28 protein-coding genes and 1 tRNA gene are annotated in these 26,379 nt (G+C 73.6%); 16 read left to right on the plus strand and 13 right to left on the minus strand.

Going from position 1 to position 26,379, the window contains the following annotated elements; all coding sequences use genetic code 11:
- Positions 1 to 26: 26 nt before the first annotated feature.
- Both OHA34_RS12040 and OHA34_RS12045 read left to right on the plus strand, forming a co-directional pair.
- A complete protein-coding gene (locus tag OHA34_RS12040; protein ID WP_285941212.1) occupies positions 27 to 479 on the plus strand; it encodes a universal stress protein in 453 nt (150 codons plus the stop codon).
- A 115-nt stretch (positions 480 to 594) separates the two neighbouring features.
- Positions 595 to 1,422: a hypothetical protein gene (locus OHA34_RS12045; RefSeq protein ID WP_329521640.1), complete on the plus strand. Its 828-nt coding sequence runs from the start codon at positions 595 to 597 to the stop codon at positions 1,420 to 1,422.
- Here OHA34_RS12045 and OHA34_RS12050 read toward each other — a convergent pair.
- Positions 1,403 to 2,080 (minus strand): hypothetical protein, encoded by a 678-nt coding sequence (locus OHA34_RS12050; protein WP_285941214.1) that lies wholly within the window; start codon positions 2,078 to 2,080, stop codon positions 1,403 to 1,405. The genes OHA34_RS12045 and OHA34_RS12050 overlap by 20 nt on opposite strands.
- Positions 2,081 to 2,302: 222 nt before the next feature.
- Here OHA34_RS12050 and OHA34_RS12055 point away from each other — a divergent pair, with 222 nt between their 5' ends.
- A complete protein-coding gene (locus tag OHA34_RS12055) occupies positions 2,303 to 2,515 on the plus strand; it encodes a hypothetical protein (RefSeq protein WP_329521641.1) in 213 nt (70 codons plus the stop codon).
- Positions 2,516 to 2,559: 44 nt separating this feature from the next.
- The gene (locus OHA34_RS12060; protein ID WP_285941216.1) at positions 2,560 to 2,931 is read left to right on the plus strand and encodes a DUF2203 domain-containing protein; all 372 of its coding nucleotides are present in this window, start codon (positions 2,560 to 2,562) and stop codon (positions 2,929 to 2,931) included.
- Between the two features lie 97 nt (positions 2,932 to 3,028).
- Here OHA34_RS12060 and glnII read toward each other — a convergent pair whose 3' ends face one another.
- From glnII to OHA34_RS12080, 4 genes are all read right to left on the minus strand, one after another.
- Positions 3,029 to 4,045: a glutamine synthetase gene (gene glnII / locus OHA34_RS12065; RefSeq protein WP_285941217.1), complete on the minus strand. Its 1,017-nt coding sequence runs from the start codon at positions 4,043 to 4,045 to the stop codon at positions 3,029 to 3,031.
- A gap of 193 nt (positions 4,046 to 4,238) precedes the next feature.
- Positions 4,239 to 4,310: transfer RNA gene (locus OHA34_RS12070), tRNA-Val, on the minus strand.
- Positions 4,311 to 4,481: 171 nt separating this feature from the next.
- On the minus strand, positions 4,482 to 5,390 hold the full coding sequence (locus OHA34_RS12075; RefSeq protein WP_329521642.1) for a proteasome assembly chaperone family protein: 909 nt from the start codon (positions 5,388 to 5,390) through the stop codon (positions 4,482 to 4,484).
- Between the two features lie 240 nt (positions 5,391 to 5,630).
- Complete coding sequence (locus tag OHA34_RS12080) at positions 5,631 to 5,810, minus strand: hypothetical protein (protein ID WP_329521643.1); 180 nt, start codon at positions 5,808 to 5,810, stop codon at positions 5,631 to 5,633.
- A 117-nt stretch (positions 5,811 to 5,927) separates the two neighbouring features.
- Between OHA34_RS12080 and OHA34_RS12085 the strand changes: the two genes are divergently transcribed.
- On the plus strand, positions 5,928 to 7,115 hold the full coding sequence (locus OHA34_RS12085; RefSeq protein WP_329521644.1) for a saccharopine dehydrogenase family protein: 1,188 nt from the start codon (positions 5,928 to 5,930) through the stop codon (positions 7,113 to 7,115).
- A gap of 29 nt (positions 7,116 to 7,144) precedes the next feature.
- On the opposite strand, the gene OHA34_RS12090 is transcribed toward OHA34_RS12085, so the two are convergent.
- The 4 genes from OHA34_RS12090 to OHA34_RS12105 form a co-directional block, all read right to left on the minus strand.
- Positions 7,145 to 7,492: a hypothetical protein gene (locus OHA34_RS12090; protein WP_285941221.1), complete on the minus strand. Its 348-nt coding sequence runs from the start codon at positions 7,490 to 7,492 to the stop codon at positions 7,145 to 7,147.
- Between the two features lie 69 nt (positions 7,493 to 7,561).
- The gene (locus OHA34_RS12095; protein ID WP_329521645.1) at positions 7,562 to 8,017 is read right to left on the minus strand and encodes a peroxiredoxin; all 456 of its coding nucleotides are present in this window, start codon (positions 8,015 to 8,017) and stop codon (positions 7,562 to 7,564) included.
- A 212-nt stretch (positions 8,018 to 8,229) separates the two neighbouring features.
- The gene (locus OHA34_RS12100; RefSeq protein WP_285941223.1) at positions 8,230 to 8,658 is read right to left on the minus strand and encodes a DUF3052 domain-containing protein; all 429 of its coding nucleotides are present in this window, start codon (positions 8,656 to 8,658) and stop codon (positions 8,230 to 8,232) included.
- A 226-nt stretch (positions 8,659 to 8,884) separates the two neighbouring features.
- The gene (locus tag OHA34_RS12105) at positions 8,885 to 9,292 is read right to left on the minus strand and encodes a secondary thiamine-phosphate synthase enzyme YjbQ (RefSeq protein ID WP_329521646.1); all 408 of its coding nucleotides are present in this window, start codon (positions 9,290 to 9,292) and stop codon (positions 8,885 to 8,887) included.
- A gap of 253 nt (positions 9,293 to 9,545) precedes the next feature.
- Here OHA34_RS12105 and aceE point away from each other — a divergent pair, with 253 nt between their 5' ends.
- Positions 9,546 to 12,335 carry a pyruvate dehydrogenase (acetyl-transferring), homodimeric type gene (gene aceE / locus OHA34_RS12110; RefSeq protein WP_285941225.1) on the plus strand — a complete coding sequence of 930 codons (2,790 nt, stop codon included), beginning with the start codon at positions 9,546 to 9,548 and terminating at the stop codon, positions 12,333 to 12,335.
- Between the two features lie 105 nt (positions 12,336 to 12,440).
- On the opposite strand, the gene OHA34_RS12115 is transcribed toward aceE, so the two are convergent.
- The 3 genes from OHA34_RS12115 to OHA34_RS12130 form a co-directional block, all read right to left on the minus strand.
- Entirely contained in the window at positions 12,441 to 12,821 is a 381-nt protein-coding gene (locus tag OHA34_RS12115; RefSeq protein ID WP_285941226.1) for a VOC family protein, read from the minus strand.
- A gap of 117 nt (positions 12,822 to 12,938) precedes the next feature.
- A complete protein-coding gene (locus OHA34_RS12120; RefSeq protein ID WP_285941227.1) occupies positions 12,939 to 13,658 on the minus strand; it encodes a helix-turn-helix transcriptional regulator in 720 nt (239 codons plus the stop codon).
- Positions 13,659 to 13,733: 75 nt separating this feature from the next.
- Complete coding sequence (locus OHA34_RS12130; protein ID WP_285941228.1) at positions 13,734 to 14,690, minus strand: alpha/beta fold hydrolase; 957 nt, start codon at positions 14,688 to 14,690, stop codon at positions 13,734 to 13,736.
- A gap of 202 nt (positions 14,691 to 14,892) precedes the next feature.
- Between OHA34_RS12130 and OHA34_RS12135 the strand changes: the two genes are divergently transcribed.
- A complete protein-coding gene (locus OHA34_RS12135; protein WP_329521647.1) occupies positions 14,893 to 15,912 on the plus strand; it encodes an SUKH-4 family immunity protein in 1,020 nt (339 codons plus the stop codon).
- Positions 15,913 to 16,094: 182 nt separating this feature from the next.
- Here the strand turns inward: OHA34_RS12135 and OHA34_RS12140 are convergent, their stop codons facing one another.
- Positions 16,095 to 17,117: a PHP domain-containing protein gene (locus OHA34_RS12140; protein ID WP_285941230.1), complete on the minus strand. Its 1,023-nt coding sequence runs from the start codon at positions 17,115 to 17,117 to the stop codon at positions 16,095 to 16,097.
- Between the two features lie 81 nt (positions 17,118 to 17,198).
- Here OHA34_RS12140 and OHA34_RS12145 point away from each other — a divergent pair, with 81 nt between their 5' ends.
- The 9 genes from OHA34_RS12145 to OHA34_RS12185 all read left to right on the plus strand — a co-directional run bounded on the left by OHA34_RS12145 (position 17,199) and on the right by OHA34_RS12185 (position 26,361).
- Complete coding sequence (locus OHA34_RS12145) at positions 17,199 to 18,482, plus strand: sensor histidine kinase (RefSeq protein WP_329521648.1); 1,284 nt, start codon at positions 17,199 to 17,201, stop codon at positions 18,480 to 18,482.
- A complete protein-coding gene (locus tag OHA34_RS12150; protein ID WP_285941232.1) occupies positions 18,479 to 19,174 on the plus strand; it encodes a response regulator in 696 nt (231 codons plus the stop codon). The genes OHA34_RS12145 and OHA34_RS12150 overlap by 4 nt, the downstream gene beginning before the upstream one ends.
- Positions 19,175 to 19,372: 198 nt before the next feature.
- Positions 19,373 to 20,350: an alpha/beta hydrolase gene (locus OHA34_RS12155; protein ID WP_285941233.1), complete on the plus strand. Its 978-nt coding sequence runs from the start codon at positions 19,373 to 19,375 to the stop codon at positions 20,348 to 20,350.
- Positions 20,343 to 21,572, plus strand: coding sequence for an acyltransferase family protein (locus tag OHA34_RS12160; RefSeq protein ID WP_285941234.1), 1,230 nt, complete (start codon positions 20,343 to 20,345; stop codon positions 21,570 to 21,572). The genes OHA34_RS12155 and OHA34_RS12160 overlap by 8 nt, the downstream gene beginning before the upstream one ends.
- A 137-nt stretch (positions 21,573 to 21,709) precedes the next feature.
- Entirely contained in the window at positions 21,710 to 22,723 is a 1,014-nt protein-coding gene (locus OHA34_RS12165) for an alpha/beta hydrolase (protein WP_329521649.1), read from the plus strand.
- Positions 22,724 to 22,862: 139 nt separating this feature from the next.
- The gene (locus tag OHA34_RS12170; RefSeq protein ID WP_285941236.1) at positions 22,863 to 24,044 is read left to right on the plus strand and encodes a PucR family transcriptional regulator; all 1,182 of its coding nucleotides are present in this window, start codon (positions 22,863 to 22,865) and stop codon (positions 24,042 to 24,044) included.
- A 107-nt stretch (positions 24,045 to 24,151) separates the two neighbouring features.
- A complete protein-coding gene (locus OHA34_RS12175) occupies positions 24,152 to 25,069 on the plus strand; it encodes an ACP S-malonyltransferase (RefSeq protein ID WP_285941237.1) in 918 nt (305 codons plus the stop codon).
- Complete coding sequence (locus OHA34_RS12180; protein ID WP_285941238.1) at positions 25,066 to 26,052, plus strand: beta-ketoacyl-ACP synthase III; 987 nt, start codon at positions 25,066 to 25,068, stop codon at positions 26,050 to 26,052. The genes OHA34_RS12175 and OHA34_RS12180 overlap by 4 nt, the downstream gene beginning before the upstream one ends.
- A gap of 57 nt (positions 26,053 to 26,109) precedes the next feature.
- Positions 26,110 to 26,361, plus strand: coding sequence for an acyl carrier protein (locus OHA34_RS12185; protein WP_285941239.1), 252 nt, complete (start codon positions 26,110 to 26,112; stop codon positions 26,359 to 26,361).
- Positions 26,362 to 26,379: the final 18 nt, after the last annotated feature.

Genomic DNA, 26,379 nt, shown 5'->3' on the forward strand with positions numbered 1-26,379 from the left:
CCTACCCTGGTGCCCGGGGTGGTCAGATGAGCGAGGACCGGCCGTTCGAGCTGGGCACCGACGGGCCGCGGGTGATCGTCACCGGGGTCGACGGGTCGGACACCTCGCTGCGCGCCGCCGCCTACGCCTGGGGGCAGGCCCGGCGCAACGGGGCGCGGCTGATCCTGGTGCTGGTGTCGCCGCTCGCCCCGCTCTCCTCGCTCACCCCGGGCGGCGCCGCGGTGCTGCGCGAGGCCGGGGAGCAGATCGCCGCCGAGCTGCGCGCCGAGCTCGTCCGGGCGTCCGAGCACACGCCCGTCCGCTACACCTTCCTGATCGAGCAGGGCGACCCGTACACGGTGCTGGCGCGCGTCGCCGACGAGAATCGGGCCGACGCCGTGGTCGTGGGCGCCTCGGCGCAGGCCGGGCACCGGCTGGTCGGCTCGGTGGCCGTCCGGCTGGTCCGCTCTGGCCGCTGGCCCGTGACCGTGGTGCCGTGACCGTTAAGCCCTGACCGTGGTGGCGTGACCGGCGGTCCACCGGTTCCGGGACGGTGCCGCCAGGGAATCGTTCAGGTACGAGGTCCGCGAACGACCGATGGCACAGGGGGCGGCGATGGCTGATCCTTACCTGACGGAGGTCGCATGGTCCGGGATGTCCCTCCGGCTGCTCGGCCGCCTGGAGCCGGACGGCTCGCGGCCCGCCGAGGCCGAACTGCTGCTGCGCGAGCGCGACGGCGACGGGCTGATCAGCGTCCCCGCCGTCCTGCCCGCGGCCGGCGGGCACCTCTTCGAGGCGCTGATCGACATCACCTCCGTCTGCGGTGACGGCCCCCTCCCGAACGGTCTGTGGGACGTCGAGCTGGCCGTCGGGCCGAACGGTGTGGCCCGCGCCGTCCCGCTCGGGCACCGGCACGCCCCCGGCCTGGACCCGACGCCGCAGCGCCGGTTCCTGGCCGGCTCGACCACCGTGACGGTGTACTTCGGCGCGTACGGGACGCTCGCGATCGACGTCGGGGGCCGGGCGCACCCCGGCGGCTCGACCCGCGCCGAGACGCTGGCCTGGAACGAGCACGACGACGAGCTGGTGGTCTCGGGGCACATCACCTTCCAGGACATCGCGATGCCGGTCTCGGCGAAGCTGCGGCTGCGCGAACCCGGTTCGGGCCGCAGGTACGAGGTGATCGCGGCGCTGGAGGCCGGCGGCGACCGGCTGACCTACACCGCCTCGGTCCCGCTGACCCGGGCGTTCACCGACGACCCGCTCCCCCGGGGCACCTGGGAGGCGTTCCTCGTGCTCGGCTTCTCCGGGATGCACCGCGAGCTGCGGGTGATGGCCCCGGAGCACCCGATCGGGCTCCAGGTATGGCGGCGGCTGCGGCACATGCGGGTGACGTCCACCCGGGCCCCGGCCGCGCTCGCGGTCACCGTCGGCCGCGCCTGATCCCGCGGGCGGGTCGGCGGCGCAGCAGCGGGCCGGGCCGGTGCAGCAGCGCCGCGGTGATCGCCGCCATCACCGTCACCATGACCGTGCCGCCCACCAGGTTGAGGCCGGAGGTGGCCAGGACCGCGGCCACCGGCGGGCCGCGCAGCGTCAGCGGGATCGCCGTCAGCAGCAGGACCACGATCGCCCCGATCCAGGTGAAGGCCCGCACGGGCCGCGCGGCCGTCACGACCAGGACGTGCAGCAGCGCGGTGGCCTGGATCGTCCCGGCCAGGGCGCACACCGCGTAGCTCAGCGCGGCGGCCTGCGTGCTCACGGCCGCGCCGGCGAACGCCGGTACCGGCACACCGAGCACGCCGCGCAGCAGGAGCGCGATCGCGAACGTCAACGCGCCCGCGAGCACCCCGAAGGACGTCCCGGCCCACCAGATCCGGCGGATCAGCAGCGACGCCTCGGCCTCGGCCGCCTCGTGCAGCCGGACGAAGTCGGCGTACCGGGCCATCGGCCGTTCGACCGGGCGGCGCGCGGTGGACGGGCACCGGAAGGACCGCTCCCAGGCCGACGACCTCGGTCCGTGTCCTCCCGCCCTGCCTCCGGCCCCGTTTCCGCGCCGGCCGGGCGGGCCGCCGTGGGACGGTCCGTACGGCGTCTCGGCCATGGTTCCTCCCCCCAGCGAACGTCAGAGTGCTACCCGGCGCCACCAGCGGGAACTCGTCCCTGTCCGTGAATTTGTCATCATTTGGCGGCATCGGGCCAGGTAGTGCGCACCGGCCGGATTCCCGGGGATGCGGCGGCATAGTTACCGTTCCCCGCGGTGTCTGTACTAATGATCATTACTACTGATCATTTCGACCCGACACCTTCCAGGAGGCTGGCCGCCATGCAGACCCCCCGGCCTTTCCCCGACAACGGCTCCGACGAGAGGCGCACGGTCATCGGGCGCGTCCTGAACTGGCTGGCGCCCGAGGGACAGCACGACGACTGGCTGGAACCCGACCGGGACCCCGAGCCCGGCGCGTGCCCCGCCTACGGCGAATGCCTGGGCCCCTCCGAGTGCCCAGGTCCGGAACCGGACGGATGCCCGCGCCGGTAGCGTTCCTCCCAGGACGGCACGGCGACGACCTCGGGGGGAGCGGCATGGCCAGCGGAGAGCGGGAGTTCACCGTCGAGGAGGCGCGCGCGCTCATCCCGGAGGTGCGGGAGCGGGCGGCCGAGATGGTCGCGATCCGCGCCGACCTGGCCGAGCTCGCGCTCGACCTGCGGATCGAGGGCGAGTCGGCGTCGGGCGGGATCGCCGAGGCGAAGGCCTACGAGGCGAGGCTGGACGAGCGGATCGGCTGGTTCACCGACCAGGGCCTGGAGATCAGGGGCATCGCCCCGTTCCTCATCGACTTCCCCGCGACGCTGGACGGCCGGTCGGTCCGGCTGTGCTGGCTGGAGGGCGACACCGAGCTCGAGTGGTACCACCGCACCGAGCTGGGCTTCGCCGGCCGCCGCCCGCTCCCCTGACCGTCCGGGACCCGTCCCCGAACGTCCGGGAACGCCGCCGGCCGGTGCCGTCGCGCTGGGCGGGGCACCGGCCGGAGAGCGGGCGGGACGGGCGGGATCAGACCTGGCCGGCCTTCTCCAGCGCCGTGCAGCAGGTGTCGGTGATCAGCCGGGTCACCACGTACGGGTCGATGTTGGCGTTCGGGCGGCGGTCCTCGATGTAGCCCTTCTTCTCCACCTCGACCTGCCACGGGATGCGCACCGAGGCGCCGCGGTCGGAGACGCCGTAGCTGTACTCGCTCCACGGGGCGGTCTCGTGCATCCCGGTCAGGCGGCGCTCGATGTCGGCGCCGTACCCGGCGACGTGCTCCTCGACCCGGTCGGCGAGCGCCTCGCAGGCGGTGATGATGGGGTCGTAGCCCTCGCGCATGGCCTTGGTGGAGAAGTTGGTGTGCGCGCCGGCGCCGTTCCAGTCGCCCTCGACCGGCTTGGCGTCCAGGGTGGCCGAGACGTCGAAGTCCTCGGAGATGCGGTAGAGCAGCCAGCGGGCGACCCACATGTGGTCGGAGACCTCCAGCGGGCCGACCGGGCCGATCTGGAACTCCCACTGGCCGGGCATGACCTCGGCGTTGATGCCGGAGATCTCCAGCCCGGCGTCCAGACAGGCGTCCAGGTGCCGCTCGACGATCTCGCGGCCGAACACCTCGTCGGCGCCGACGCCGCAGTAGTAGAAGCCCTGCGGGGCGGGGAAGCCGCGCTCGGGGAAGCCGAGCGGGCGGCCGTCCTTGAAGAAGGTGTACTCCTGCTCGATGCCGTACCAGGACTCCTGGTCCGCGAACCGCTCGGCGATCGAGCGGAGCTTGGCGCGGTTGTTGGTCGGGTGCGGCGTGCCGTCGACGAGGAAGACCTCGCAGAGCACCAGCCGGTGGTCGCCACCGCGCAGCGGGTCCGGGCAGCTGAAGACCGGCTTGAGCACGCAGTCGGAGTTGTCGCCGGGGGCCTGGTTGGTGCTGGAGCCGTCGAAGCCCCAGTCCGGCAGGTCGGCGCCGTCCTTGAGGATCCTGGTCTTGGACCGGAGCCGTGCGGTGGGCTCGGTGCCGTCGATCCAGATGTACTCGGCCTTGTAGCTCAACATCGGTCCCTTCGTCATCCCGGACGGCGGCGGTCGTCCGGCATCACGAGAGTGGCAATGGGGCATTTCTTACCTGTTGCCCATATGTGAACGGCATGTAAAACGCGCCCTGACCTGCCCGCACGCGATGAGATGCCCGTCACATGACAAAGCCCCACCTCGCGCGCGAAGCGGAGACGGGGCATCCGGGAAACGGTGGGCGCGGACGGTTTCGAACCGCCGACCGCTCGGTTGTAAGCCGAGTGCTCTACCCCTGAGCTACGCGCCCGCCCACCTGAGGGGAACGCCCCGGTGACCGGGCGAGCATACCCGGTCGTGGCCCGCCACCGCGAAACGGTTTCACCACCCCGGACGCGACCCGCACGCCGTGCCGTCCTGCCGCGGCAGGACGGTGATGGCCGCCCGCATCGCGGGATCGGTCCAGCGCGGGCCGCGCCGGTCAGGGCTGGGCGTCCGGGCCGTCCTGCTCGGCGAGGAACTGCTCGAACTGGGCGGCCAGCTCGTCGGCGGTGGGCATGTCCTGCGACTCGGCCAGCAGGCTCTCGCGCTCGGCCGCACCGGCGAACGCGTCGTACTGCTGCTCCAGCGCCTGGACGACCTTCTCGACCTCGTCGTTGCCGGTGACCTGCTCGGCGATGTCGGTGTTGGTGCGCTCGGCGGCGTCGCGGAGCCGGTCGACCGGCAGCACCAGGCCGGTGGCGCCGGTGACCGCCTCCAGCGCCGCGACGGCGGCGGCCGGATAGGCGGACTGGGCCAGGTAGTGCGGGACGTGCACGGCGAAGCCGAGGGCGTCGTGGCCGGACTCGCCGAGCCGCAGCTCCATCAGGCCGGCCGCGCTGCCGGGCACCTGCACCTTGTCGAACCAGGAGTTGCGGGTGACCAGCTCGGGACGGGTCGCGTGCGAGGTGATCCCGACCGGGCGGGTGTGCGGGACGCCCATCGGGATGCCGTGGAACCCGACGACCAGCCGGACGCCGAGCCGTTCCACCAGGTGCCGGACGGAGGCGGTGAAGCCCTCCCAGAGCCGGTCGGGCTCGGGCCCGGCCAGGAGCAGGAACGGGCTGCCGGTCTCGTCGTGGAGCAGGTGCACGACCAGCTCGGGCGCCTCGTAGGCGGACCAGTGGTCGCGGTCGTAGGTCATCGCGGGGCGCCGGGCCCGGTAGTCGATCAGGGAGTCCACGTCGAAGCGCGCGATCACCCGGTGCTCGAGCGCCTCAAGGATGTGCTCGCGCACCAGCTGCCCGGTGGACCCGGCGTCCACGAAGCCGTCGAGGCTGTGCAGCAGCACCGGCCCGGCCAGCTCCGGCAGCCCGTCGTCCAGCTCGTACAGGTCCTCAGGGTTCAGCAACGTCTCCCCCACATCCTCATGTCGATGTTCCCAACACTAGGACATGCCGGGGCGCATCCCCGGATCGGATGTGATCACTGTCGCACACCGCGAATGACCGACGAATACCCACAAGTCCCGGATTAACCCTCCCGTGCGGGAAATCAGGCATTTCCGGAGAAGATCCGGCTGACCAGGAAATCCTCCGCCGCCAGGGTCGTCAGGTCGGCCCGGTCGTCGTCGACGCGCCCGGCACCCGGGCTACGGGGCGGCGCTCCCCAGCGCCAGCGACAGTAGGACGAGGCCGACCCCGATGAGGACCATGCCGGCGAACTGCCCGCTGTCGTCCGCGCGGGCGCCCCGGTGGCGCCGCACCGACCTGAACGCCCAGACGAACAGCGCCAGGGCCACGACGTCCATCACCACCATCAGTACGATCACGCCAGCTTCCCCCCGATCACGGCCAGCCTAGAACATCCCCGGCGTACGGGTGGTGTCCCCGGCGAAGCGGGCGCCGGGCGTGACAGAATCCGGTTCGGTACTGCGAAGGGACCAGCCATGATCGCCGACCGCCCGCACGACCTCGTCCTGGTCGGCGCCACCGGCTTCACCGGCGGGCTGACCGCCGACTACCTGGCCGCGCACGCGGACCCGGGCACCCGGTGGGCCCTCGCCGGACGCGACCGGGCCAAGCTGGAGGCGGTGCGCGACCGGCTCGCCGCGGCCCGTCCCGCGCTCGCCGGCCTGCCGCTGCTGCACGCCGACGCCACCGACCCCGCCTCGCTGGAGGCGGTCGCCGGGGCGGCCCGGGTGGTGATCACCACGGTGGGCCCCTACGTCCGGCACGGCGAGCCGCTGGTGGCCGCGTGCGCGCGGGCCGGCACCGACTACGTCGACCTGACCGGCGAGCCCACCTTCGTCGACCGGATGTACGTCCGCCACCACGAACGGGCCGTCCGCACCGGGGCCCGGATCGTGCACGCCTGCGGGTTCGACTCGATCCCGCACGACCTCGGCGCCTACTTCACCGTCAAGCACCTCCCCGAGGGCGTGCCGCTGCACGTCGAGGGCTTCGTGCGGGCGCGGGGCGACGCGTCCGGCGGGACCCTGCACTCGGCCGTCGGGGTGTTCGCCGACCTGCCCGGCATGATGCGGGCCGAGCGCGAGCGCGGCCGGGTGGAGCGGCGGCCGGCCGGCCGCCGGATCCGGATGTCCCGGCGGCCCGTCCCGAGGTCGGGGATCGCGGGCGGCTGGACGCTGCCGCTCCCCTCCATCGACCCGCGGATCGTCACCCGCTCGGCCGCCGCGCTGGACCGCTACGGCCCCGACTTCTCCTACGGCCACTACATCGCGGTCAAGCGCCTGACCACGGCCGCCGGCATGGTGGCCGGATCGGGCGCCGCCGTGGCGCTCGCGCAGCTCCCGCCCACCCGGGCGCTGCTGCTCGGGCTCCGCGCGCCCGGCGCGGGCCCCTCCGCCGCGCAGCGCGCCCGCAACTGGTTCAGCGTGAAGTTCGTCGGCGAGGGCGGCGGCCGGCGGGTCGTCACCGAGGTCGCGGGCGGCGACCCCGGCTACGGCGAGACCGCCAAGATGCTCGCCGAGTCGGCGCTCAGCCTGGCGCACGACGACCTCCCCGAGACCGCAGGGCAGGTCACCACCGCGACCGCGATGGGCGACGCCCTCATCGCGCGGCTGACCAAGGCGGGGCTCACCTTCCGCGTTCTGGAGGACACCGCGGTCTCCTAAGGCGGGTTCATGCCCGCGGGACCCGCCGGTCAGCCGGCGAAGCGGCGCTTCAGGACCCGGCTCAGCGCCTCGGCGACCTCTTCGGACAGGCCGCCGTCGCCCGGCGGCGGGCCCGACCGGACCAGGCCGGTGGCGGACGGCCCGTCGCGGACGGCCTCGCGGGTGTGCCCGCAGTCGCGGCACTCGATCTCGCCGAGCCGGCACACCAGCGCGGCGGAGGCGCAGGCGGCGCAGCGGTCGAGATCGTCGGCCCAGTCGTGGGCGGTCTGGCAGCCGGGGCAGACCAGCACCTGGCGATCCGCCCGGACCCCGCGCTTCCAGGGGCTCGCGCCGCGCACAGGGTCGGTCTGCCGCGCCCCGCATCGGAAGCAGGGCATCACACCTCCAGGGGTGCGGGGGCCGGACCGGTCGGCGGCGCGCGCCGCGGGCCGGTCCGGACCTGTCACTCAGAGCCCGGCGAGCGCCTTGCGGTACTCGTCGATGTCGCGCGCGTCCGGAATCGCGTTCACGACCTTCCAGCGGACGACGCCCTCGGTGTCGATGATGAAGGTGCCGCGGGTGGCGAGCCCCTTCTCCTCGTCGAAGACGCCGAAGCGCTGCGCCACGCCGCCGTGCGGCCAGAAGTCCGACAGCAGCGGGAACTGGTACTTCTCCTGCTCGGACCAGGCCCGCAGGGCGAACACCGAGTCGACCGAGACGGCGAGCACCTGGACGTCGTCGCCGCCCAGCGTGGGCAGCTCGTCCCGGATGGTGCACAGCTCGCCGGTGCACACGCCGCTGAAGGCCAGCGGGTAGAACACCAGGACGACGTTCTTCCCGCGCAGGCCCGACAGCTTCACCGGGGTCCCGTGCTGGTCCTTGAGCTCGAAGTCCGGTGCCTCGTCGCCTACCTCAACCGCCAAAACGCCTTCTCCCGCGGATCGTCCCCCGCAGCACTGCGGGGGAGCCGGCGCCCTCCACGGCCGTGAAGGGCGTCACCAGTCTGCCAGCACCCGCGTGAGGGCCGGGGCGCAGCCCGGACCGGCCGACCACGGAGCCCCCGGAGCGTGCCGCCTGACGGCGCGCTCCGGACTCCCTGGGCCGGCCGGGCCGGCGAGATCCCGGTCCCCCGGGGCTACTTGCGCACCTTCGGCGCGACCAGGCGCGTGCCGGACCACTCCTTGGCCGCGCTCACGCTGCTCGTCTGCGACAGGCCCGCCGTCTGGGCGGCCTCGCCGATGTCACTGGGCTCCACGTGCCCGTCCCGGCCCGCCTTGGGCGTCAGCAGCCAGATCTGGCCACCGCCGGTGAGGGGGATCATGGCGTCGGTCAGGCCCTCGAACAGGTCGCCGTCCTCGTCCCGCCACCACAGCAGCACGACGTCGACCACATCCTCGTAGTCCTCGTCGACCAACTCGTTCCCCGTAGCGGCCTCGACGGAGCCGCGAAGCTCCTCGTCGACGTCGTCGTCGAAGCCGATCTCCTGCACCACCTGGCCCGCCTTGAGGCCGAGCCGTTCGGCCAGGCTGCGCTCAGACTGCGCCTGACCCGCGGTCGCGCTCACGAAAGTCCTCCCATGGTCGAAAGTCCGCACGATGCCTTCTCCGGCCCCCCGGGACGGGGTGGCCCGCCCGCACCTGTGCGGCGTTTGCCGGACAGTCCACACAAGCGAGGGGCTCTCGCGCAAGTGTCTTCCCCGCTTTTGGTGGGCTCATTGGCCCAAATACGCAGGTGGACGTCACAGCTCATCCACTGAGCGTAACAACCCGCGCTCAGCGCGCAAGACGCGCTCATCCCGCGAGGAGGGACAACCGTACCTGCCGGACGGGGTTGTCAACGTTGAGGTCGACCAGTGCCACCGACTGCCACGTACCCAGCGCGAGCCTCCCGTCCAAGACCGGAATGGTCGCATACGACGGGACCAAAGCCGGCATCACATGTGACCGACCGTGGCCACGGGAACCGTGCGCGTGCCGCCAGCGGTCGTCGGCGGGCAGCAGATCGCCCAGCGCGGCCAGCAGGTCGTCGTCGCTGCCCGCGCCCAGTTCCATGATCGCCACGCCGGCGGTGGCGTGCGGCACGAAAACGTTCAGCAGGCCGTCGCCTCCGGCACCGGCGGCGAACCGCTCGCATTCGGGCGTGATGTCGTGCACGGCCTCCTTCTTCCCCGTGGTCACCTCGACCACCGTGCTCTTCATGGTCCCTGTCTACCCCATCGGCGGGACCCGGCCGCCACCGGCGGTTCGCCCGGGAAAAAAGGGACCTGAAATTGCACTGGCACCCCGGCTGACCGGGGAGAATGGTTACCGGTTGGTAGAGATGCGTTAGCCCGCACGAAGGGCGACGATGGATCATCGACCACGGCGACGAACAGTCGTTCTGAGACCGCCGACCGCCCGACGCGGCGGGCGGGGGCCTCACAGCAAAGACGGTAAGCACAGAGGGGACCCCGTGGCTTCCGGACGTCAACGTTTTTCGATCATCAGCGACGGCCTGCCGAGTCAGCTGCCCGACATCAACCCGGACGAGACCCGGGAATGGCTGGAATCGCTGGACACCGTCATCAAGACCGAGGGGCGCGGCAGGGCGCGCTACGTGATGCTGCGCCTTCTCGAGCGGGCCCGAGAGCAGCAGGTCGGGGTGCCCGGCCTGCGCAGCACCGACTTCATCAACACCATCCCGCCGGAGCACGAACCCTGGTTCCCCGGCGACGAGCACATCGAGCGGCGCATCCGCGCCTACATCCGCTGGAACGCCGCGATCATGGTGTCCCGCGCGAACCGCCCCACGCTCGGCGTCGGCGGGCACATCGCCACCTACGCCTCGGCCGCCTCGCTGTACGAGGTCGGCTTCAACCACTTCTTCCGGGGCAAGGACCACGGCGAGTCCGGCGACCAGGTCTTCATCCAGGGGCACGCCGCGCCCGGCATCTACGCCCGCGCGTTCCTCGAGGGCCGGCTGCCCGAGGGCAGGCTCGACGGGTTCCGCCAGGAGCAGTCGCACCCCGGCGGCGGGCTGTCGTCCTACCCGCACCCGCGGCTGATGCCGGACTTCTGGGAGTTCCCCACGGTGTCCATGGGGCTCACCGCGATCGACTCGATCTACCAGGCCCGGTTCAACCGCTACCTGTACAACCGCAAGATCAAGGACACCTCGCGCTCGCACGTGTGGGCCTTCCTCGGCGACGGCGAGATGGCCGAGCCCGAGTCGCTCGGCGCGATCGGGCTGGCCGCGCGCGAGGAGCTCGACAACCTGACCTTCGTGATCAACTGCAACCTCCAGCAGCTCGACGGCCCGGTCCGCGGCAACGGCAAGATCATCCAGGAGCTGGAGTCGTACTTCCGCGGCGCCGGCTGGAACGTGATCAAGGTGGTCTGGGGCCGCGACTGGGACCCCCTCCTGGCGCAGGACGCCGACGGCGTGCTGGTCAACAAGATGAACACCACCCCCGACGGGCAGTTCCAGACCTTCACCGTCGAGTCCGGCGGGTACATCCGCGACAAGTTCTTCGGCGACGACCCCCGGCTGCGCCGGATCGTCCAGGACCTGACGGACGACGACCTGCGCAAGCTGTCCCGCGGCGGGCACGACTACCGCAAGGTCTACGCGGCGTTCAAGTCGGCCCGCGAGCACGTCGGCCAGCCGACCGTGATCCTCGCGCACACCATCAAGGGCTGGACGCTCGGCTCCGACTTCGAGGCGCGCAACGCCACGCACCAGATGAAGAAGCTCACCAAGGCCGAGCTGAAGGAGTTCCGCGACCGGCTCTACCTCGACATCCCCGACGCCGCCCTCGAGGGCGAGCTGCCGCCCTACTACCACCCGGGCGAGGACTCCGACGAGATCCAGTACATGCGCGAGCGGCGCGCGGCGCTGGGCGGGTTCCTGCCCAAGCGGGTGGTCCGGGCCAAGCCGCTCAAGCTGCCCGGCGACCCGGTGTACGCCGAGCTGAAGAAGGGCTCGGGCAAGCAGAGCATCGCCACCACGATGGCGTTCGTCCGGCTGCTCAAGGACCTGATCAAGAACGAGAACATCGGCGCCCGGTTCGTCCCGATCGCCCCGGACGAGTACCGGACGTTCGGGATGGACTCGCTGTTCCCGACGTCCAAGATCTACTCGCCGCACGGGCAGACCTACGACGCGGTGGACCGCAAGCTGCTGCTGTCGTACAAGGAGTCCGAGCAGGGGCAGATGCTGCACGAGGGGATCAGCGAGGCCGGCTCGATGGCCTCCGCGATCGCCGCGGGCAGCGCCTACGCCACGCACGGCGAGTTCATGATCCCGGTCTACATCTTCTACTCGATGTTCGGCTTCCAGCGGACCGGCGACCAGATGTGGGCGCTGGGCGACCAGATGGGCCGCGGCTTCCTGCTGGGGGCCACCGCCGGGCGCACCACCCTCACCGGCGAGGGGCTCCAGCACGCCGACGGCCACTCGCCGCTGCTCGCCGCGACCAACCCGGCCTGCGTCCACTACGACCCGACGTGGGCGTTCGAGCTGGCCCACATCACCCAGGACGCGCTGCGCCGGATGTACGGCTCGTCCGAAGAGCACCCCCAGGGCGAGGACGTCTTCTACTACCTCACCGTGTACAACGAGCCCTACCAGCAGCCGGCCGAGCCCGAGGGCGTCGACGTCGACGGGCTGCTCAAGGGCCTGTACCGCTACCGGGAGGCGCCCGAGCCGGCGACCGGCAACGGCCAGGCGCCCAGGGCGCAGATCATGGCGTCCGGCGTCGGGGGCCGCTGGGCCGTCGAGGCGCAGCGGATGCTGGCCGAGGACTGGGGCGTGGCCGCCGACGTGTGGTCGGCGACCTCGTGGAACGAGCTGGCCCGCGAGGCCGCGGCGTGCGACAAGTGGAACCTGCTGCACCCCGAGGAGGAGCAGCGCGTCCCGTACGTGACCCGGGTCCTGGAGAACGTGCCGGGGCCGATCGTCGCGGTGTCGGACTACATGCGGGCCGTGCCCGACCAGATCGCCTCCTGGGTGCCCGGCGACTTCACCTCGCTCGGCACCGACGGCTACGGCTTCTCCGACACCCGCGCCGCCGCCCGCCGGTTCTTCCACGTGGACGCGGCGTCGGTCGTGCTGGCCGTGCTCACCCGGCTGGCCCGGCACGGCGAGGTCAAGCAGGAGACGCTCCAGCAGGCGATCGACCGCTACCAGCTCGGCGCCGACGTCAGCACCGTCTTCGCGGGCGGCGTGGGCAGCGCCGAGAGCAACACCGGCGGCGACGCGTAGCGCACCGGCGCGGGCGGCGGGATCACGGAGGTGTAGGCCGTGATCCCCTCCCGGCGCCCCTGAGGGGCCCCGAGCGGCATCGGGGCCCCTTTCGCGTCCCCGGGGTCAGGCCGGGGGCGCCGGAGGCGTGTAGACGCCGAACTGGTTGCCGGACGGGTCGGTCAGGTAGGCGAAGACCAGCCCGCTCGGCGCGATCGTCGCGGGCATCAGCACCTCGCCCCCGAGCCTCTCGGCCTCGGCGCACGCGGCGGCGACGTCCCGGACGATCACCAGGAACGTGGCGTGGTTCTCGTCGCCCCCCTTGGTGTGCGCGATGCCGCCGCTCGGGGCGTCGGCGCCGGGGTACCTGATCAGGTCGTAGCCGCCGTCGGCGGAGTCCAGGGTGAACTTCCAGCCGAACAGCCCGCCGTAGAAGCTCTGCGCGGCCTCGGAGTGGTCGGTGCCGATCTGGAACCAGTTGACGGTGTCGTACGCCGGTGCGCTCATGTCGTTCTCCGCGGTCGTGGTCGTGGTGGCCGTACGGCCGGGTGCGCCGTACGGCACGACTCTCGAACATGTGCGCGACAACCCTGTGTCGGTGTTTCCGCCGGACTTCCGAGGGGGTCAGACGAACTCGAGGGGGCGCGCCACATAGTCGGGCGGGGCGGTCCCCATCGCGTCGACGTCGCGCTCGGGCGCGGGCTCGTCGAGGAGCGCGGCCCGGACGACCCGGTCGGTGCGGAACACCCGGGCCTCGTCGCGCAGGCGGCACCAGCCGAGCAGGTACCAGTCGCGGCTGGATCCGGTGAACGCGACCGGCTCGACGTCGCGCCGCGTCTCGGCGCCGTACCGGTCGACGTAGCTGAGCCGCACCACGCGGCGGGCCCACATCGCCTCCTCCAGCACGGCGGGCACCGGGAGCGGCGGCACCGCGGCCGGGCCGCCCGCCCCGGCCGGGGCGACGAGGCGGATGCGGGCGGCCAGCTCGCGGGCCGAGGCGCTGTCGGCCGCCGACATCGCCGCGACGATCTTGTGCAGCGCGGTGCGGGCCGAGCGCGAGAACGGCGAGCCCTCGGCCCGGCCGAGCGCCACCGCGACCGCGACGGCCTCGGCCGGGGTGAAGTTGAGCGGCGGCAGCGTCCGGCTCTTGTCGAGGGTGTAGCCGCCGGTCCGGCCCACGTCGGCGAAGATCGGCACCCCGCCCTGCTGGAGCGCGCCGATGTCGCGTTCGATCGTCCGGACGCTGACCTCGTACCGCGCGGCCAGCTCCCGGGCGCTGACCCGGCGCGGGGCGCAGGCGCGCAGCTCCTCCACCAGGGCGTACAGCCGGTCGGTACGGTTCACGCCGCGACCGTACGCCCCGCCTCCGACAATCCGCCCGGCCCCGGTCCGGTGCCCGGCCCGGCTCGCCAGGCCCGGTCAGAGGGTGGCGAGGAAGGCGATCATCGCGTCGTTGACCTCGGCGGGACGCTCCTGCTGCGTCCAGTGGCCGCAGCCCGGCAGCCAGACGACCTCGCGCAGGCCGGGCACGAGGTCGGCCATCCGCTCGATGCCCTCCAGCGCGCCGGGCGCGGTGACGACCAGGTCGCGGTCGCCCGCCACGAAGAGCGCCGGCGGGGTGATCGGCGCGCGGTGCCAGGCGGCGGTGAGCGCCCAGTTGCGGTCGAGGTTGCGGTACCAGTTGAGCGGGCCGGCGAAGCCGCTCTCGCGGTACTCGGCGGCGAAAGCGGCGATGTCGTCCTCGGTCAGCCAGCCGGGCAGCGCGTCCGGCTCCGCGCACACGTCGAGGAACCCGCCGCCCTCGGGGACGATCGGCACCAGGCCGGGCCCGTCGCCGGACCCCGCGTACAGCATCCGGCGGAACGTGGCCTCGGGGTCGCGGCCGAGCTCGGCCTCGGGGACGTCCGGACGCTGGAAGTGGACCATGTAGAAGCCGTCGCCGAGCATCGTGCGCATCGCCTCGACCGGCGGTCCGGACGAGCGCGGCCGGTGCGGCACCGACAGCCCGATCACGCCGCGCACCTTGTCGGGACGGAACTGGGCGGTGGCCCAGGCGACCGGCGCGCCCCAGTCGTGCCCGGCGACCACGGCGGTCTCCTCGCCGAGCGCGTCGATGAGCCCGACGGCGTCGCCGGCCAGGTGCAGGATCGAGTACTGGTCGGCCGCCTCGGGCCCGCCCGTGCGCGCGTAGCCGCGCTGGTCGGGCGCGACCGCGTGGAAGCCCGCGTCGGCGAGCGCGAGGAGCTGGTGCCGCCAGGAGTACCAGCACTCAGGGAAGCCGTGCAGCAGCAGGACCAGGGGCCCCTCGCCGGCCTCGGCGACGTGCATGCGCAATCCACTGGCGGACTCGACGTAACGGTGCCCGATCTCGGTCATCGGTCCTCCTTGATACGGCGGGCCCCCACGCTAATCCGGGCCCGGGAAACGGCGGGCGACGGGGGTGCTGCGGGAGGGCGTCCCGGGCACGCCGGGTTTGGATGGAACGATCCCGTCGCTGTCCCGGGTACCTGCCAGACTCTCGGGCGGACCGGATATGGGGACGGTCGTCCCCCGCCGCGCACAGTGAGGGGCAACACGGATGTACGACGGCAGTCACGGTGCCGGCCACGCGCCGGCGGACCGGCCGGCGGTGGGGGCCGGGAACACCCTCACGGTCACCTACCGGGACGGCCAGGGCGAAGAGGTCTACCTCACGAAGATCTCGGGTTCGGGGCGGCCGACGCCGTTCTGGCAGGTGTGGGAGGAGCTGCAACGGCTCGGCGTCCCGTCCGCGAACGTGTCGGCCGTCCACTCCGACCTTCAGCTCTGCCGCCTGCCCGGCTGCTACTGCGAGCCGCAGGTGAGGGGGTTCGGCTTCCCCAGGGCCGAGTTCTCGTTCGGGCGTCCCTACGGCGACACCCGGAAGGAGCGCGCCACCTCCGTCGCGGCGGGCGCCGAACAGGCCGCCTTGATGGCCCGGCTCACCGGGCAGCCCGCCCCGCCCTCGGCCCGTCCCGCGCCGCTGCCGCCGAACGTGCCGCCGGCGCCGCCGGTGGACGGCGCGCAGCTGGGCCAGGTGCTGGCCGCCACGTTCGGGCACGACCAGGTGCAGCGCTACCACCCTGACGAGCTGGAGCGCGCGGGCGTCGGGCAGGGCCCGGAGGTGACGCTGACCTCGGCGGGGCTCCCGGCGAAGGTGCCCTACCTGTTCCAGGCGTGGTCGGTCGTGCCGGTGCCCGAACGCCTGCGCGCGCGCCGCAGCCCGCTGCCGGCGGACGCGCTCCGGCGGCTGGAGTCGCTGGCGACGCTGGGGGGCGACGGGCACTGCGTGATCGGGCTGATGACCTCCGGTCCCCCGCACGTGCTGGGCGGGGTCTGGGCGATCGACCCCGACTACGGCTCGACCCGGTTCGTCAACGCCGACACCGCCTCGTTCGCCCGCTCGCTGGCGCTGCTGACGCGCGGGCGGCAGCGGATGCGCGGGTGCGACCCGTACACCGCGGGCGAGATCGTGGAACGGCTCCAGGCCCAGCTCGCCGCCGTCGACCCGGCGGCGTTCAACGGCGAGGAGCACTGGTGGCCCCTAGTCGTCGAGCAGATGTGGAACGGCCTCCTCTAGCGCGGGGGCGGACGGGGGCCGAAACCAGGACCTGTCCAACGTGCCCAGCCGTCGCGCGAGCGCGCTACCTGGCCGGTGAGGCGAAGCCGGAGGCGAGCCGCACCGGCCGGATCGCGAAGCGATGTCGCGCTCGCCCAAGCACGGTCGGCGTCCGCGCCCTAGGCGAGGACACCGGGCCGAGCTCAGAAACACAGCCAGGCGAGCAGGTCGTCGGCTGGGAGCGTGTTGACCACCCGGCCGGCGTCCACGCCGCAGCGGGCCGCGCGCTCGCAGCCGTTCGGCTGCCAGTCGAGCTGGCCGGGGGCGTGCGCGTCGGAGTCGATCGCGAACCGGCAGCCCGCCTCGACCGCCAGCCGGAGCAGGCGCTTGGGCGGGTCGAGCCGCTCCGGCCTGGAGTTGATCTCCACGGCGACGCCGTAGGCGGCGCAGGCGTCGAACACCAGCGCGGCGTCGAACTCCGACTCGGGCCGCAGCCCGCCCCGGCGCCCGCCCGCCTTGACGATCCGCCCGGTGACGTGGCCGAGCACGTCCACCCGGGGGTCGGCGACCGCCGCGACCAGCCGCCGGGTCATCGCGACCCGGTCCATCCGCAGCTTGGAATGCACGCTGGCGACCACGACGTCGAGCCGGTCCAGCAGGTCCGGGGCCTGGTCGAGCGCGCCGTCGTCCAGGATGTCGACCTCGATCCCGGTCAGCACCCGGAACGGCGCGAGCTCCTCGTTCAGCTCGGCGACGACGTCGAGCTGGCGGCGCAGCCGGTCGGCGGACAGGCCGTTGGCGACGGTGAGGCGGGGTGAGTGGTCGGTCAGCGCGATGTACTCGTGGCCGAGCGAGCGGGCCGTCTCGGCCATCTCCCTGATCGGCGAACCGCCGTCGGACCAGTCGCTGTGCGTGTGCAGGTCGCCGCGCAGGGCCGAGCGCAGCGCGGCCGACGCCTCGTCCACCGGCTCCCCCTCGGTGGCCTCGAGCCGCCGCAGGTAGACGGGCGTCTCGCCGCGGGACGCCTCCTCGATCACCAGCGCGGTGACCTTCCCGATGCCGGGCAGACCGGTCAGCGTCCCGTCCTGGACGCGGCCGTCGATCTCGCCGGGACCGGCCCGCTCGACGAGGCGGGCGGCCTTGCGGAAGGCGCTCACCCGGTAGGAGGGCTCCTGCGCGCGCTCGAGCAGGAAGGCGATCCGGCGCAATGCCTCGACGGGGTCCACGGCCAGACCGTACCCAGGTATGACGGGTAGGTCGCACTCCGGTCGCATCCGGACCGGCCACGGCGCCTCTAGCCTGGGGACATGAGCGCGGCGGAGGTCCAGGACGACGGGTCGCGGCTGGCCTGGGTGCTGCGCGGCGTCCTCGCCGCCGCGGTGACGGGCCGGGCCGAGCCCGTCCCGCCGAACCGTCCGTGGCCGCTGGGGCTGCGCTGGACGCGCTGGATCGGCGTCGGCCGGCTCCCGTACGGGCCGGTGGTCAACCTGTTCGGCCTCGGCCTGACGGTGGCGCTCCTGGCGGGCTCGTACTCCCTGCTGATCACCGAGGGGAGCAGGCGCGGGCTGCTGGTGCCCGGCTCGACCGCGCTGCTGTATGCGGCGGCCGTGACCGTGCCGCTGGCGCTGCGCGACATGCACCCCCTCGCGGCATGGCGGCTGAGCTTCCTCGCGATGGCACTGGTCGACACGCACGGCTGGCTGTCGGTGCCCTACATCCCGGCGGGCGCGTTCGTCGCCATCGCGTGCCTCTTCACGGTCGCGGTGCGCTGCTCGCGCGACATCACGCTCGGCGTCGCACTGCTGTCCTTCGCCGCGGTCTGGATCAAGAACCCCCCGACCGGCCCCGGCGCCACGGTGCTGCTCCTGCTGCCGCTGGCGACCGGCTACGCGGTGCGGCTGCGGCAGACGGCCCGGCGCGAGCTGGCCGAGCAGAAGAAGCGGCACCAGGACGCCGAGGCGGTCCTGACCGAACGGCAGCGCATCGCCCGCGAGCTGCACGACGTCGTCGCGCACCACATGTCGATGATCGCGATCCAGGCGGAGGCCGCGCCCTACAAGGTCGCCGACGTGCCGGCCGAGACCCGCAAGGACCTGGCCGAGATCCGCGCGACCGCGCTGGACGCGCTCACCGAGATGCGGCGCATCCTCGGCGTCCTGCGTTCGGAGGACGGCGCCGAGACCGCGCCGCAGCCCAGCCTGGAACGCCTGGACGAGCTGGTCGCCGGGGCGCGCGGCACCGGCCTGGACGTCACCACCCGCCTGGACGGCGACCTGGCCGCGCTGCCGCCCGGCGTCGGCCTCACCGCGTACCGGATCCTTCAGGAGGCGCTCAGCAACGCCATGCGGCACGCCCCCGGCTCGCGCGTGCTGCTCGAGGCGGGCCGCGACGGCGGCATACTGCGGCTGAAGGTCGGCAACGGGCCCCCGGGCGACGGCCACCGCCCCACCCCCTCGCCCCCCGGCGGCGGGCACGGCCTGGTCGGCATGCGCGAGCGGGCCGTCATGCTCGGCGGCGAGCTGATCGCCGGGCCCACACCGGAGGGGGGATTCACCGTGACCGCCACGCTGCCCGAGGGGAAGAGCACGTGACCATCAGGGTGGTGATCGTCGACGATCAGGGAATGGTGCGGACCGGCTTCGGAGTGCTGCTGAACGCGCAGCCCGACATCGAGGTCGTCGGCGAGGCCGAGAACGGCGAGGAGGGCCTGCGCCGCATCGCCGAGCTGCGGCCCGACGTGGTCCTGATGGACGTGCGGATGCCGGTGCTGAACGGGCTGGACGCCACCCGCCGGCTGCTGTCGGACGAAGGCCCCGAACCGTCCGGCCCCGAACCGTCCGGCGGCGACCGGCCGAAGGTGCTGATGCTGACCACCTTCGACCTCGACGACTACGTGTACGAGGCGCTGCGCGCGGGCGCGTCCGGCTTCCTGCTCAAGGACGCGTCCGCGGGCGAGCTCGCCGACGCCGTCCGGGTGGTCGCGGCGGGCGACGCGCTGCTGGCGCCCTCGATCACCAAGCGGCTGATCGCGGAGTTCTCCCGGCTCGGCGCCCCGCGGGCCCCGTCCCGGCGGCGGCTGGCGGAGCTGACCGAGCGGGAGGCCGAGGTGCTGAACCTGGTCGCCCGCGGGCTGTCCAACGGCGAGATCGCGGGCGAGCTGGTCATCGCCGAGCAGACCGTCAAGACGCACTTCGGCCGGATCCTGATGAAGCTGGGCCTGCGCGACCGCCCGCAGGCGATCGTCTACGCCTACGAGGTGGGGCTGGTCCGCCCCGGCGACTGACCACCCGCAACCGCCCGCCGTTCAGGGCGAACGGTACCCGGGTGGGGTGCGCGGACGCCGCGCGTCCCTCCCCGGTAGGGGGCCCGGGGTACCTCGGGGTGAACGCGAAGACACGACCGTCGGCCGATGCCCGCTACAGCGTTCGATTTCTACCTTCCTAGTCAGTGCTCAACTCGCTGACCAGGAAGGACGCCCCCGATGCGCAGCCCCACCCCCCGGAGCCGCCCGCGCCGCGCCCGCAGGGTCGCGGCCACCTTCGCGGTCCTGGCCGTGGTGGGCGCGACGACGGCGGCGACCAACGGGCCGGAGGTCTACGCGGCGCCGTCCCCCGTCCCGGAACTGTCGGCGGCGACCCTCGGCGCCCGCTACGCGGCGGCACGGCACGACATCGACACGGCCCGCGCCACCGCCGAGGGCGTCCACGACGGCGGCCGGGCCCGCGCGCTGTCGGCCTTCCTCGGCCCCGGCCGCCGGTTCCTGTCCTTCGACGCGCGCAGCAACGGCCGGGCCGTCGAGGTCATCGGCGACCTGGAGCGCGCCGACCGGATCGCGGTCGTGGTCCCCGGCGCCGACGGCCTGCTGACCAACTTCGACTCGTGGAAGTGGGCCGGCGGCGGGAGCCGCGCCCTCTACCGGCAGGCTGGGACGGCGGCGCCCGGCACCCGCCTCGCGGTGATCGCCTGGCTCGGCTACGCGTCCCCGTCGACGCGGAGCGCCGGCGTGGTCACCTCCGGCGAGGCCACCGTGGGCGCGCACGAGCTGCACCGCCTCGTCACCGGGCTGCACCGCGTCAACGGCCGCGCCCGGTTCGGGCTGCTGTGCCACAGCTACGGCTCGGTGGTCTGCGCCAAGACCGCGGGCCGCCTGGACGGGCTGCCGGTGGACGAGATCGCCCTCTACGGCAGTCCCGGCACTACCTTCGGCAGCGCCGCCGAGCTGAAGACGGGCGCGCACGTGTGGGCGGGCCGTTCGAGCGGCGACTGGACGAGGTTCGTGCCCAAGCTCCGCCTCGCCGGGATCGGGTTCGGCCGCGACCCGGTCTCGCCCGCGTTCGGCGCCGCCCGGTTCGACGCCGGAACGGGCCCGCACAGCGCCTACCTGAAGCCGGGAAGCCTCCCGCTCCGCAACCTCGCCCTGATCGCGCTGGGCCGTGGCCCGGAGGTCACCCATGCTTGACGCGAAGCGGCCCCTCCCAGTCTCCGCCCCCACCCCCGCGCGGGCGCCCGGGGCGCCCGGCCTGTCCCGCGTCCCGGCGGCACCGGCCGGACAGGCGGCACCGGCCGGACGGGCGGCCCGCATCGACGCCGCTACCCCGCCGGGACGCGACCGTGCCATCGACGCCCTGCGCGCGTTCGCGATCCTCGGCGTGGTGCTCGGCCACTGGCTGGTCACCGCGTTCGTCCCGGCGGCGGGCACCGACCTGCGGGTGACCAGCCCGCTCGCGGCGCTGCCCTCGCTCACCCCGGTCTCGTGGGTCCTCCAGACCCTGGCGGTCTTCTTCCTCGTCGGCGGCTACACGGCGGCGAAGGGGACGCGTCCCGGCGTGCCGTGGGGCGCCCGGCTGCGGCACCGGATGACGCGGCTGGCGCGCCCGGTGCCCGTCCTGCTGATCGCCTGGATCCCCGCGGCGGCGGCGCTGGCGTGGGCCGGGTTCTCCTCGAACGGCCTGCACACGCTGGTGAAGCTGGTGCTCAGCCCGCTGTGGTTCCTGGGCGTGTACGGGGTGCTCACCGCGTACACGCCCGCCATCGTCGCCCTCTGGAACCGGCTCGGGCTCTGGGGCGCGGCGGTGCTCGTGGCGGTGACCGCGGCCATCGACCTGGGACGGTTCGCGCTCGACGCGCCGGAATGGATCGGCTGGGCCACGGTCCTCACCGGCTGGCTGGTCCCGTTCTACCTGGGCATCGCCTGGGCGAACGGTGCCCTGGCCGCTCGCCGTACGGGCCTCGCCCTGCTTCTCGGGGGCGCGTCCGCCACCTGCGCGCTGGTCCTGTTCGCGGGCTATCCGGCGAGCATGGTCGGCGTTCCGGGGGCGGCCGTCTCCAACCTCAACCCGCCCACGCTCGCGGCCGTGGCCTTCGGGCTCGCGCAGACGGGGCTCGCGCTGCTGCTGTACCGTCCGCTGACCCGCTGGACGCGGCGCCCGCGCGTCTGGGCGGCGGTGGCCATGGCCAACCTGTCCGCGATGACGATCTTCTTGTGGCACCAGACCGCGATGATGGCGGTCACCGTCGGGACCTTCCTCGCGGCCGGCCCGCTCCCGGGGCTCCACTCCGCGCCCGGCCGGCCGGTCTGGCTCCTGGAGCGGCTGATGTGGCTGCCGGTCTTCGCCCTCGCGCTGGCCGCGCTGGTGCCGGCGGCCGGACGGTTCGAACGTCCCCGGAGGCGAAACAGGTGAACCCGTCCCAACCCGGGGCCGGGTTCGGCCGTCTCATCAGGGGACGCTCCGGCGGCGGCCCGGGTCCGCCGCCGGAACACGCAGGTGATCACCCGATGTTCGAAGCGACCACCGACATCCTGTAGGAAAGACGGATCATGCCGCCGCATCCCCGGACGACCTCGCCGCCGCGCGCCCGGCGACGGCTGCGCCGCGCGCTGGCCTGCGCGGTCACCATCTCGGGCGTGCTGCTGACGACCGCGGGGACCGGCCACGCCGACCCGTACGCGGCGCCGTTCCCGGCCCCCTCGATGACCCCGTCCACCCTGGACGCCCGGTACGCGACCGAGCGCCGGTCGATCGAGCAGGCGCTCAGGACGGCGCACGGCGTGGGCGACACCGGCCGGGCCCGGACGCTCGGCGCGTTCCTGCGGCCGGGGCGCCGGTTCCTCGACTTCGACCCGCGCGGGCGCGGGCAGGCCGTCGAGGTCATCGGCGACCTCGCCAGCGCGCGCCGGGTGGCGCTGCTCGTGCCGGGGGCCGACACCACGCTGGGCTCGTTCGACCAGCGGCCCGGCAAGCCCTGGTCCACGCCGGGCGGCGGGGCCCGCGCGGTGTACACCGAGGCGTCCCGGATCACCCCGCGCCCGGGGCTGGCCGTGGTGGCCTGGCTCGGGTACGCGGCGCCCAAGACGCTCAGCAGCGACGTCCTCACCGACGAGCGCGCCGGGCAGGGCGCGGTGGCGCTGCACCGCTTCGTCAGCGGCGTGCACCGGGTCAACCCCGCCGCCCGGATCGGCCTGCTGTGCCACAGCTACGGGTCGGTGGTGTGCGGCCGGGCCGCCGGTTCCGCCACCGGCGGCGCCGCGTGGCGGAGGGTCACCGACATCGCGCTGTTCGGCAGCCCGGGAACGACCGCCTGGTCGGCCTCGGCGCTCGGCGCGGCCCGGGTGTGGGCGGGCCGGGGCGGCACCGACTGGATGGAGGACGTCCCGCACGTGCGGATCTTCGGGCTGGGGCTCGGCCCCGACCCGGTCTCGGGCCGGTTCGGCGCGCGCGTCTTCGACGCCGGCCCCGGCGGGCACAGCGACTACCTCGCGCCCGGCTCGCCCTCGCTGCGCAACCTCACCGACATCGCGCTGGGCCGCCCGGAGTCGGTGACCCGGGCCTGACCGCCCCCACAATACCGCTCTGACCTGCACGTTCTCCGTTCGGGCGGTGGCCGCTACCGGACAGTCCCGGCACCGGCGGAGGCCACCTCCCCGCGGTCGCCGGGACGGGTCATCACCGGGGTGGTGGCACTCTGGGGAGGTGGACACCCCGAGCGAGGCCGCCATCCGCGCGCAGACGACCCGGCGCCTGGAGAAGGCCATGGGCACGTTCGGCACCGCGGCGCTGACCAGCATGGAGGAGCAGCTCCCCTGGTTCCGGCGGATGCCCGCCGACCAGCGCTCCTGGATCGGCCTGGTCGCCCAGGCGGGCATCGCCGCGTTCGTCGAGTGGTTCAAGTGCGCCGAGCAGACCCGGCCGGCCATCGCCGGCGAGGTGTTCGGCACCGCCCCGCGCGAGCTGATGCGCTCGATCAAGCTCAAGCACACCATCGACATGGTCCGGGTGATCATCGACGTGGTGGAGGCCCGGCTGGACGACCTGGCCGCCCCCGGCGGCGAGGCGCAGCTCCGCGAGGCGATCCTGCGCTACACCCGCGACGTGGCGTTCGGCGCCGCGCAGGTCTACGCGCAGGCCGCCGAGACCCGCGCGGCGTGGGACGCCCGGCTGGAGGCCCTGGTCGTCAACGCGGTGCTGCGCGGCGAGGTCGACGACGGCATGCACTCGTGGGCCGCCGCGCTCGGCTGGACGTCCAAGCCGGTCACCGTGATCGCCGGGTACACCCCCGAGGACGAGGACCCCGAGGTCACCATCGACCAGATGCAGCTCGCCGCCCGCCGCGCCCGCGCCGACGTGCTGGCCGGCGTGCAGGGGCACCGGGTGGTGGTGATCGTCGGCGGCGAGGCCGACCCGATGGCGGCGGCCCGGCCGATCGCCGCCAAGTGCGGTCCCGGCCCGGTGGTGGTCGGCCCGCAGGTCGGCGACCTGTACGACTCGACCGGCTCCGCGCGGGCCGCGCTCGCCGGGCTCCGCGCCGCCGCGGGCTGGCCGGACGCGCCGCGCCCCGTCCCGGCGACCGAGCTGCTGCCCGAGCGGGCCCTCGACGGCGACGACGAGGCCCGCCGCTACCTGGTCGAGCAGGTCTACAACCCGATGCTCGCGGCCGGCGCCCCGCTGCTCGACACCCTGGCCACCTACCTGGAGCAGGGCTCCTCGCTGGAGGCCACCGCCCGGCTGCTGTTCGTCCACCCCAACACGGTGCGCTACCGGCTGCGCCGGGTCGCCGAGCTCACCGGGCTCGCCCCGACCGACGGCCGCAACGCCTTCACCCTCCGGATCGCGCTCGTCCTCGGACGGTTCGGCGACCGGCCGCCGCGCTTCTGACCCCGCCCCGGGCCGGGCGCCTTGTAGGGGTCGTACAAAGCGCCGCGATGAAAGTTCGTCCTGATCAGCATCGGCACCAGGGGCCCGTTAGGGGCAGGGTGGTGCCTGTGATTCTCCTCGCATCGCCCGGCCAGGGCGCCCAGACCCCCGGATTCCTGAAGCCATGGCTCGAGGTTCCGGGAGTCACCGACCGCCTCGGCTGGTGGTCCGCGGTCACCGGGCTCGACCTGGTCCGCTACGGGACGACGGCGGACGCCGAGGAGATCCGCGACACCGCCGTGGCGCAGCCCCTGCTGGTCGCCGCCGCCCTGGCCGCCTACGAGGCCCTGTACGCCGACGGCTCCGGCCCCGACGCGGTGGCGGGCCACAGCGTCGGGGAGCTGGCCGCCGCCGCGATCGCCGGGGTGCTGTCGCCCGAGGCCGCGCTGGTGCTGGTCCGCGAGCGGGGCCGGGCGATGGCCGAGGCCGCCACCGCCGCCGAGACCGGCATGACCGCGGTGCTGGGCGGCGACCCGGGCGAGGTGCTCGCCGCCATCGACAAGCACGGGCTGACCCCCGCCAACGTCAACGGCGCCGGGCAGGTGGTGGCCGCCGGGACGGTCGAGCGGCTCCGCCGCTTCCAGGAGGAGCCGCCGGAGAAGGCGCGGCTCCGGCCGCTGTCGGTGGCCGGCGCGTTCCACACCGAGCACATGGCCCCCGCGGTCGACGTCCTGCGCCGGCTCGCCCCCGGCGCCCCCGTCGCCGACCCCGGCCGCACCCTCATCCAGAACCGCGACGGCGCCGTCGTCGACTCGGGCCGCGACTTCGTGGCGCGGCTGGTCGAGCAGGTCAGCGCCCCGGTCCGCTGGGACGCCTGCATGGCCACGATGAGCGGGCTGGGCGTCACCGCGATCATCGAGCTGCCGCCCGCGGGCACCCTGGCCGGGCTGGCCCGCCGCGAGCTCAAGGGCGTGGAGCTGGTCGCTCTGAAGAGCCCGGACGACCTGGACAAGGCGCGCGAGCTGATCAAGGCGCACTCGGCATGAGCGCGGACCGCCGCCCCGCCACCCGGCTGCGCATCCCCGAGGTCGCCGCCGGTGCCCGCATCCTCGCGTTCGGCGACTACCAGCCCGCCAAGGTGGTCACCAACCACGACCTGTCCGGCACCGTCGACACCACCGACGAGTGGATCCGCAGCCGCGTCGGCATCGCCGAGCGCCGCATCGCCGGCGACGACGAGGGCATCGTCGAGCTGGCCGTGCACGCCGGCGGCAAGGCCATCGCCGGCAGCGGGCTGGACCCCGAGGAGATCGACCTGGTCATCCTGGCGACCTGCTCGGCCGAGTCCCCGATGCCGAGCCACGCCGGCATCGTCGCGCACCGGCTCGGCATCAACGCCCCCGGCGCGTTCGACCTGAACGCCGCGTGCGCGGGCTTCTGCTACGCCCTCGCCACCGCGAGCTCGGCGGTACGGGCCGGCAGCGCCCGCAACGTGCTGGTCATCGGCTCCGAGAAGATGTCCCAGTGGGTCGACTGGACCGACCGCTCGACCTGCATCATCTTCGCCGACGGCGCCGGCGCCGCGGTCGTCACCGGCACCGACTCCCCCGGCATCGGCCCGGTGGTGTGGGGCAGCGCCGGCGACAAGGCCGACAAGCTGGTCATCGACGACCGGCACTCCTTCATCCGGCAGGACGGCCAGGCGGTCTTCCGCTGGGCGACCACCGCCATCGCGCCGGTCGCGATCGAGGCGTGCGAGCGGGCCGGCATCTCCCCGTCGGAGCTGGCGGCCGTGGTGCCGCACCAGGCCAACCTGCGGATCATCGAGTCGATCGCGCGCCGGATGAAGGCGACCAACGCGGTCGTGGCCGACGACATCGTGCGCTCCGGCAACACCTCGGCGGCGTCCATCCCGATCGCGCTGTCCCGCATGATCGAACGCGGCGACGTGCCGTCCGGAGCACCGGCCCTACTGGTCGGGTTCGGTGCCGGACTGGCCTACGCTGCCCAAGTCATCCAGATCCCGTAGGCCCCACACGCCTGCGCACGAAGACTCTGGATCAACCAAGAAGGAGACGAGCACACCATGGCAGAAGCCACCGAGCAGCAGATTCTCGACGGTCTCGCGGAGATCATCGATGAGATCGTCGGGATCGACAAGTCCGAGGTCACCCCGGAGAAGAACTTCATCGACGACCTCGACATCGACTCGCTGTCGATGGTGGAGATCGCGGTGGCCGCCCAGGACAAGTTCGATGTCGAGATCCCCGACGACGAGCTGCGCAACCTGAAGACGGTCAAGGACGTCATCAACTTCGTCCAGAACCTCCAGGCATAAGACGCGGGTACGGCGCGC

This window comes from Spirillospora sp. NBC_01491 (assembly GCF_036227065.1).
GTDB lineage: Bacteria > Actinomycetota > Actinomycetes > Streptosporangiales > Streptosporangiaceae > Spirillospora > Spirillospora xylanilytica.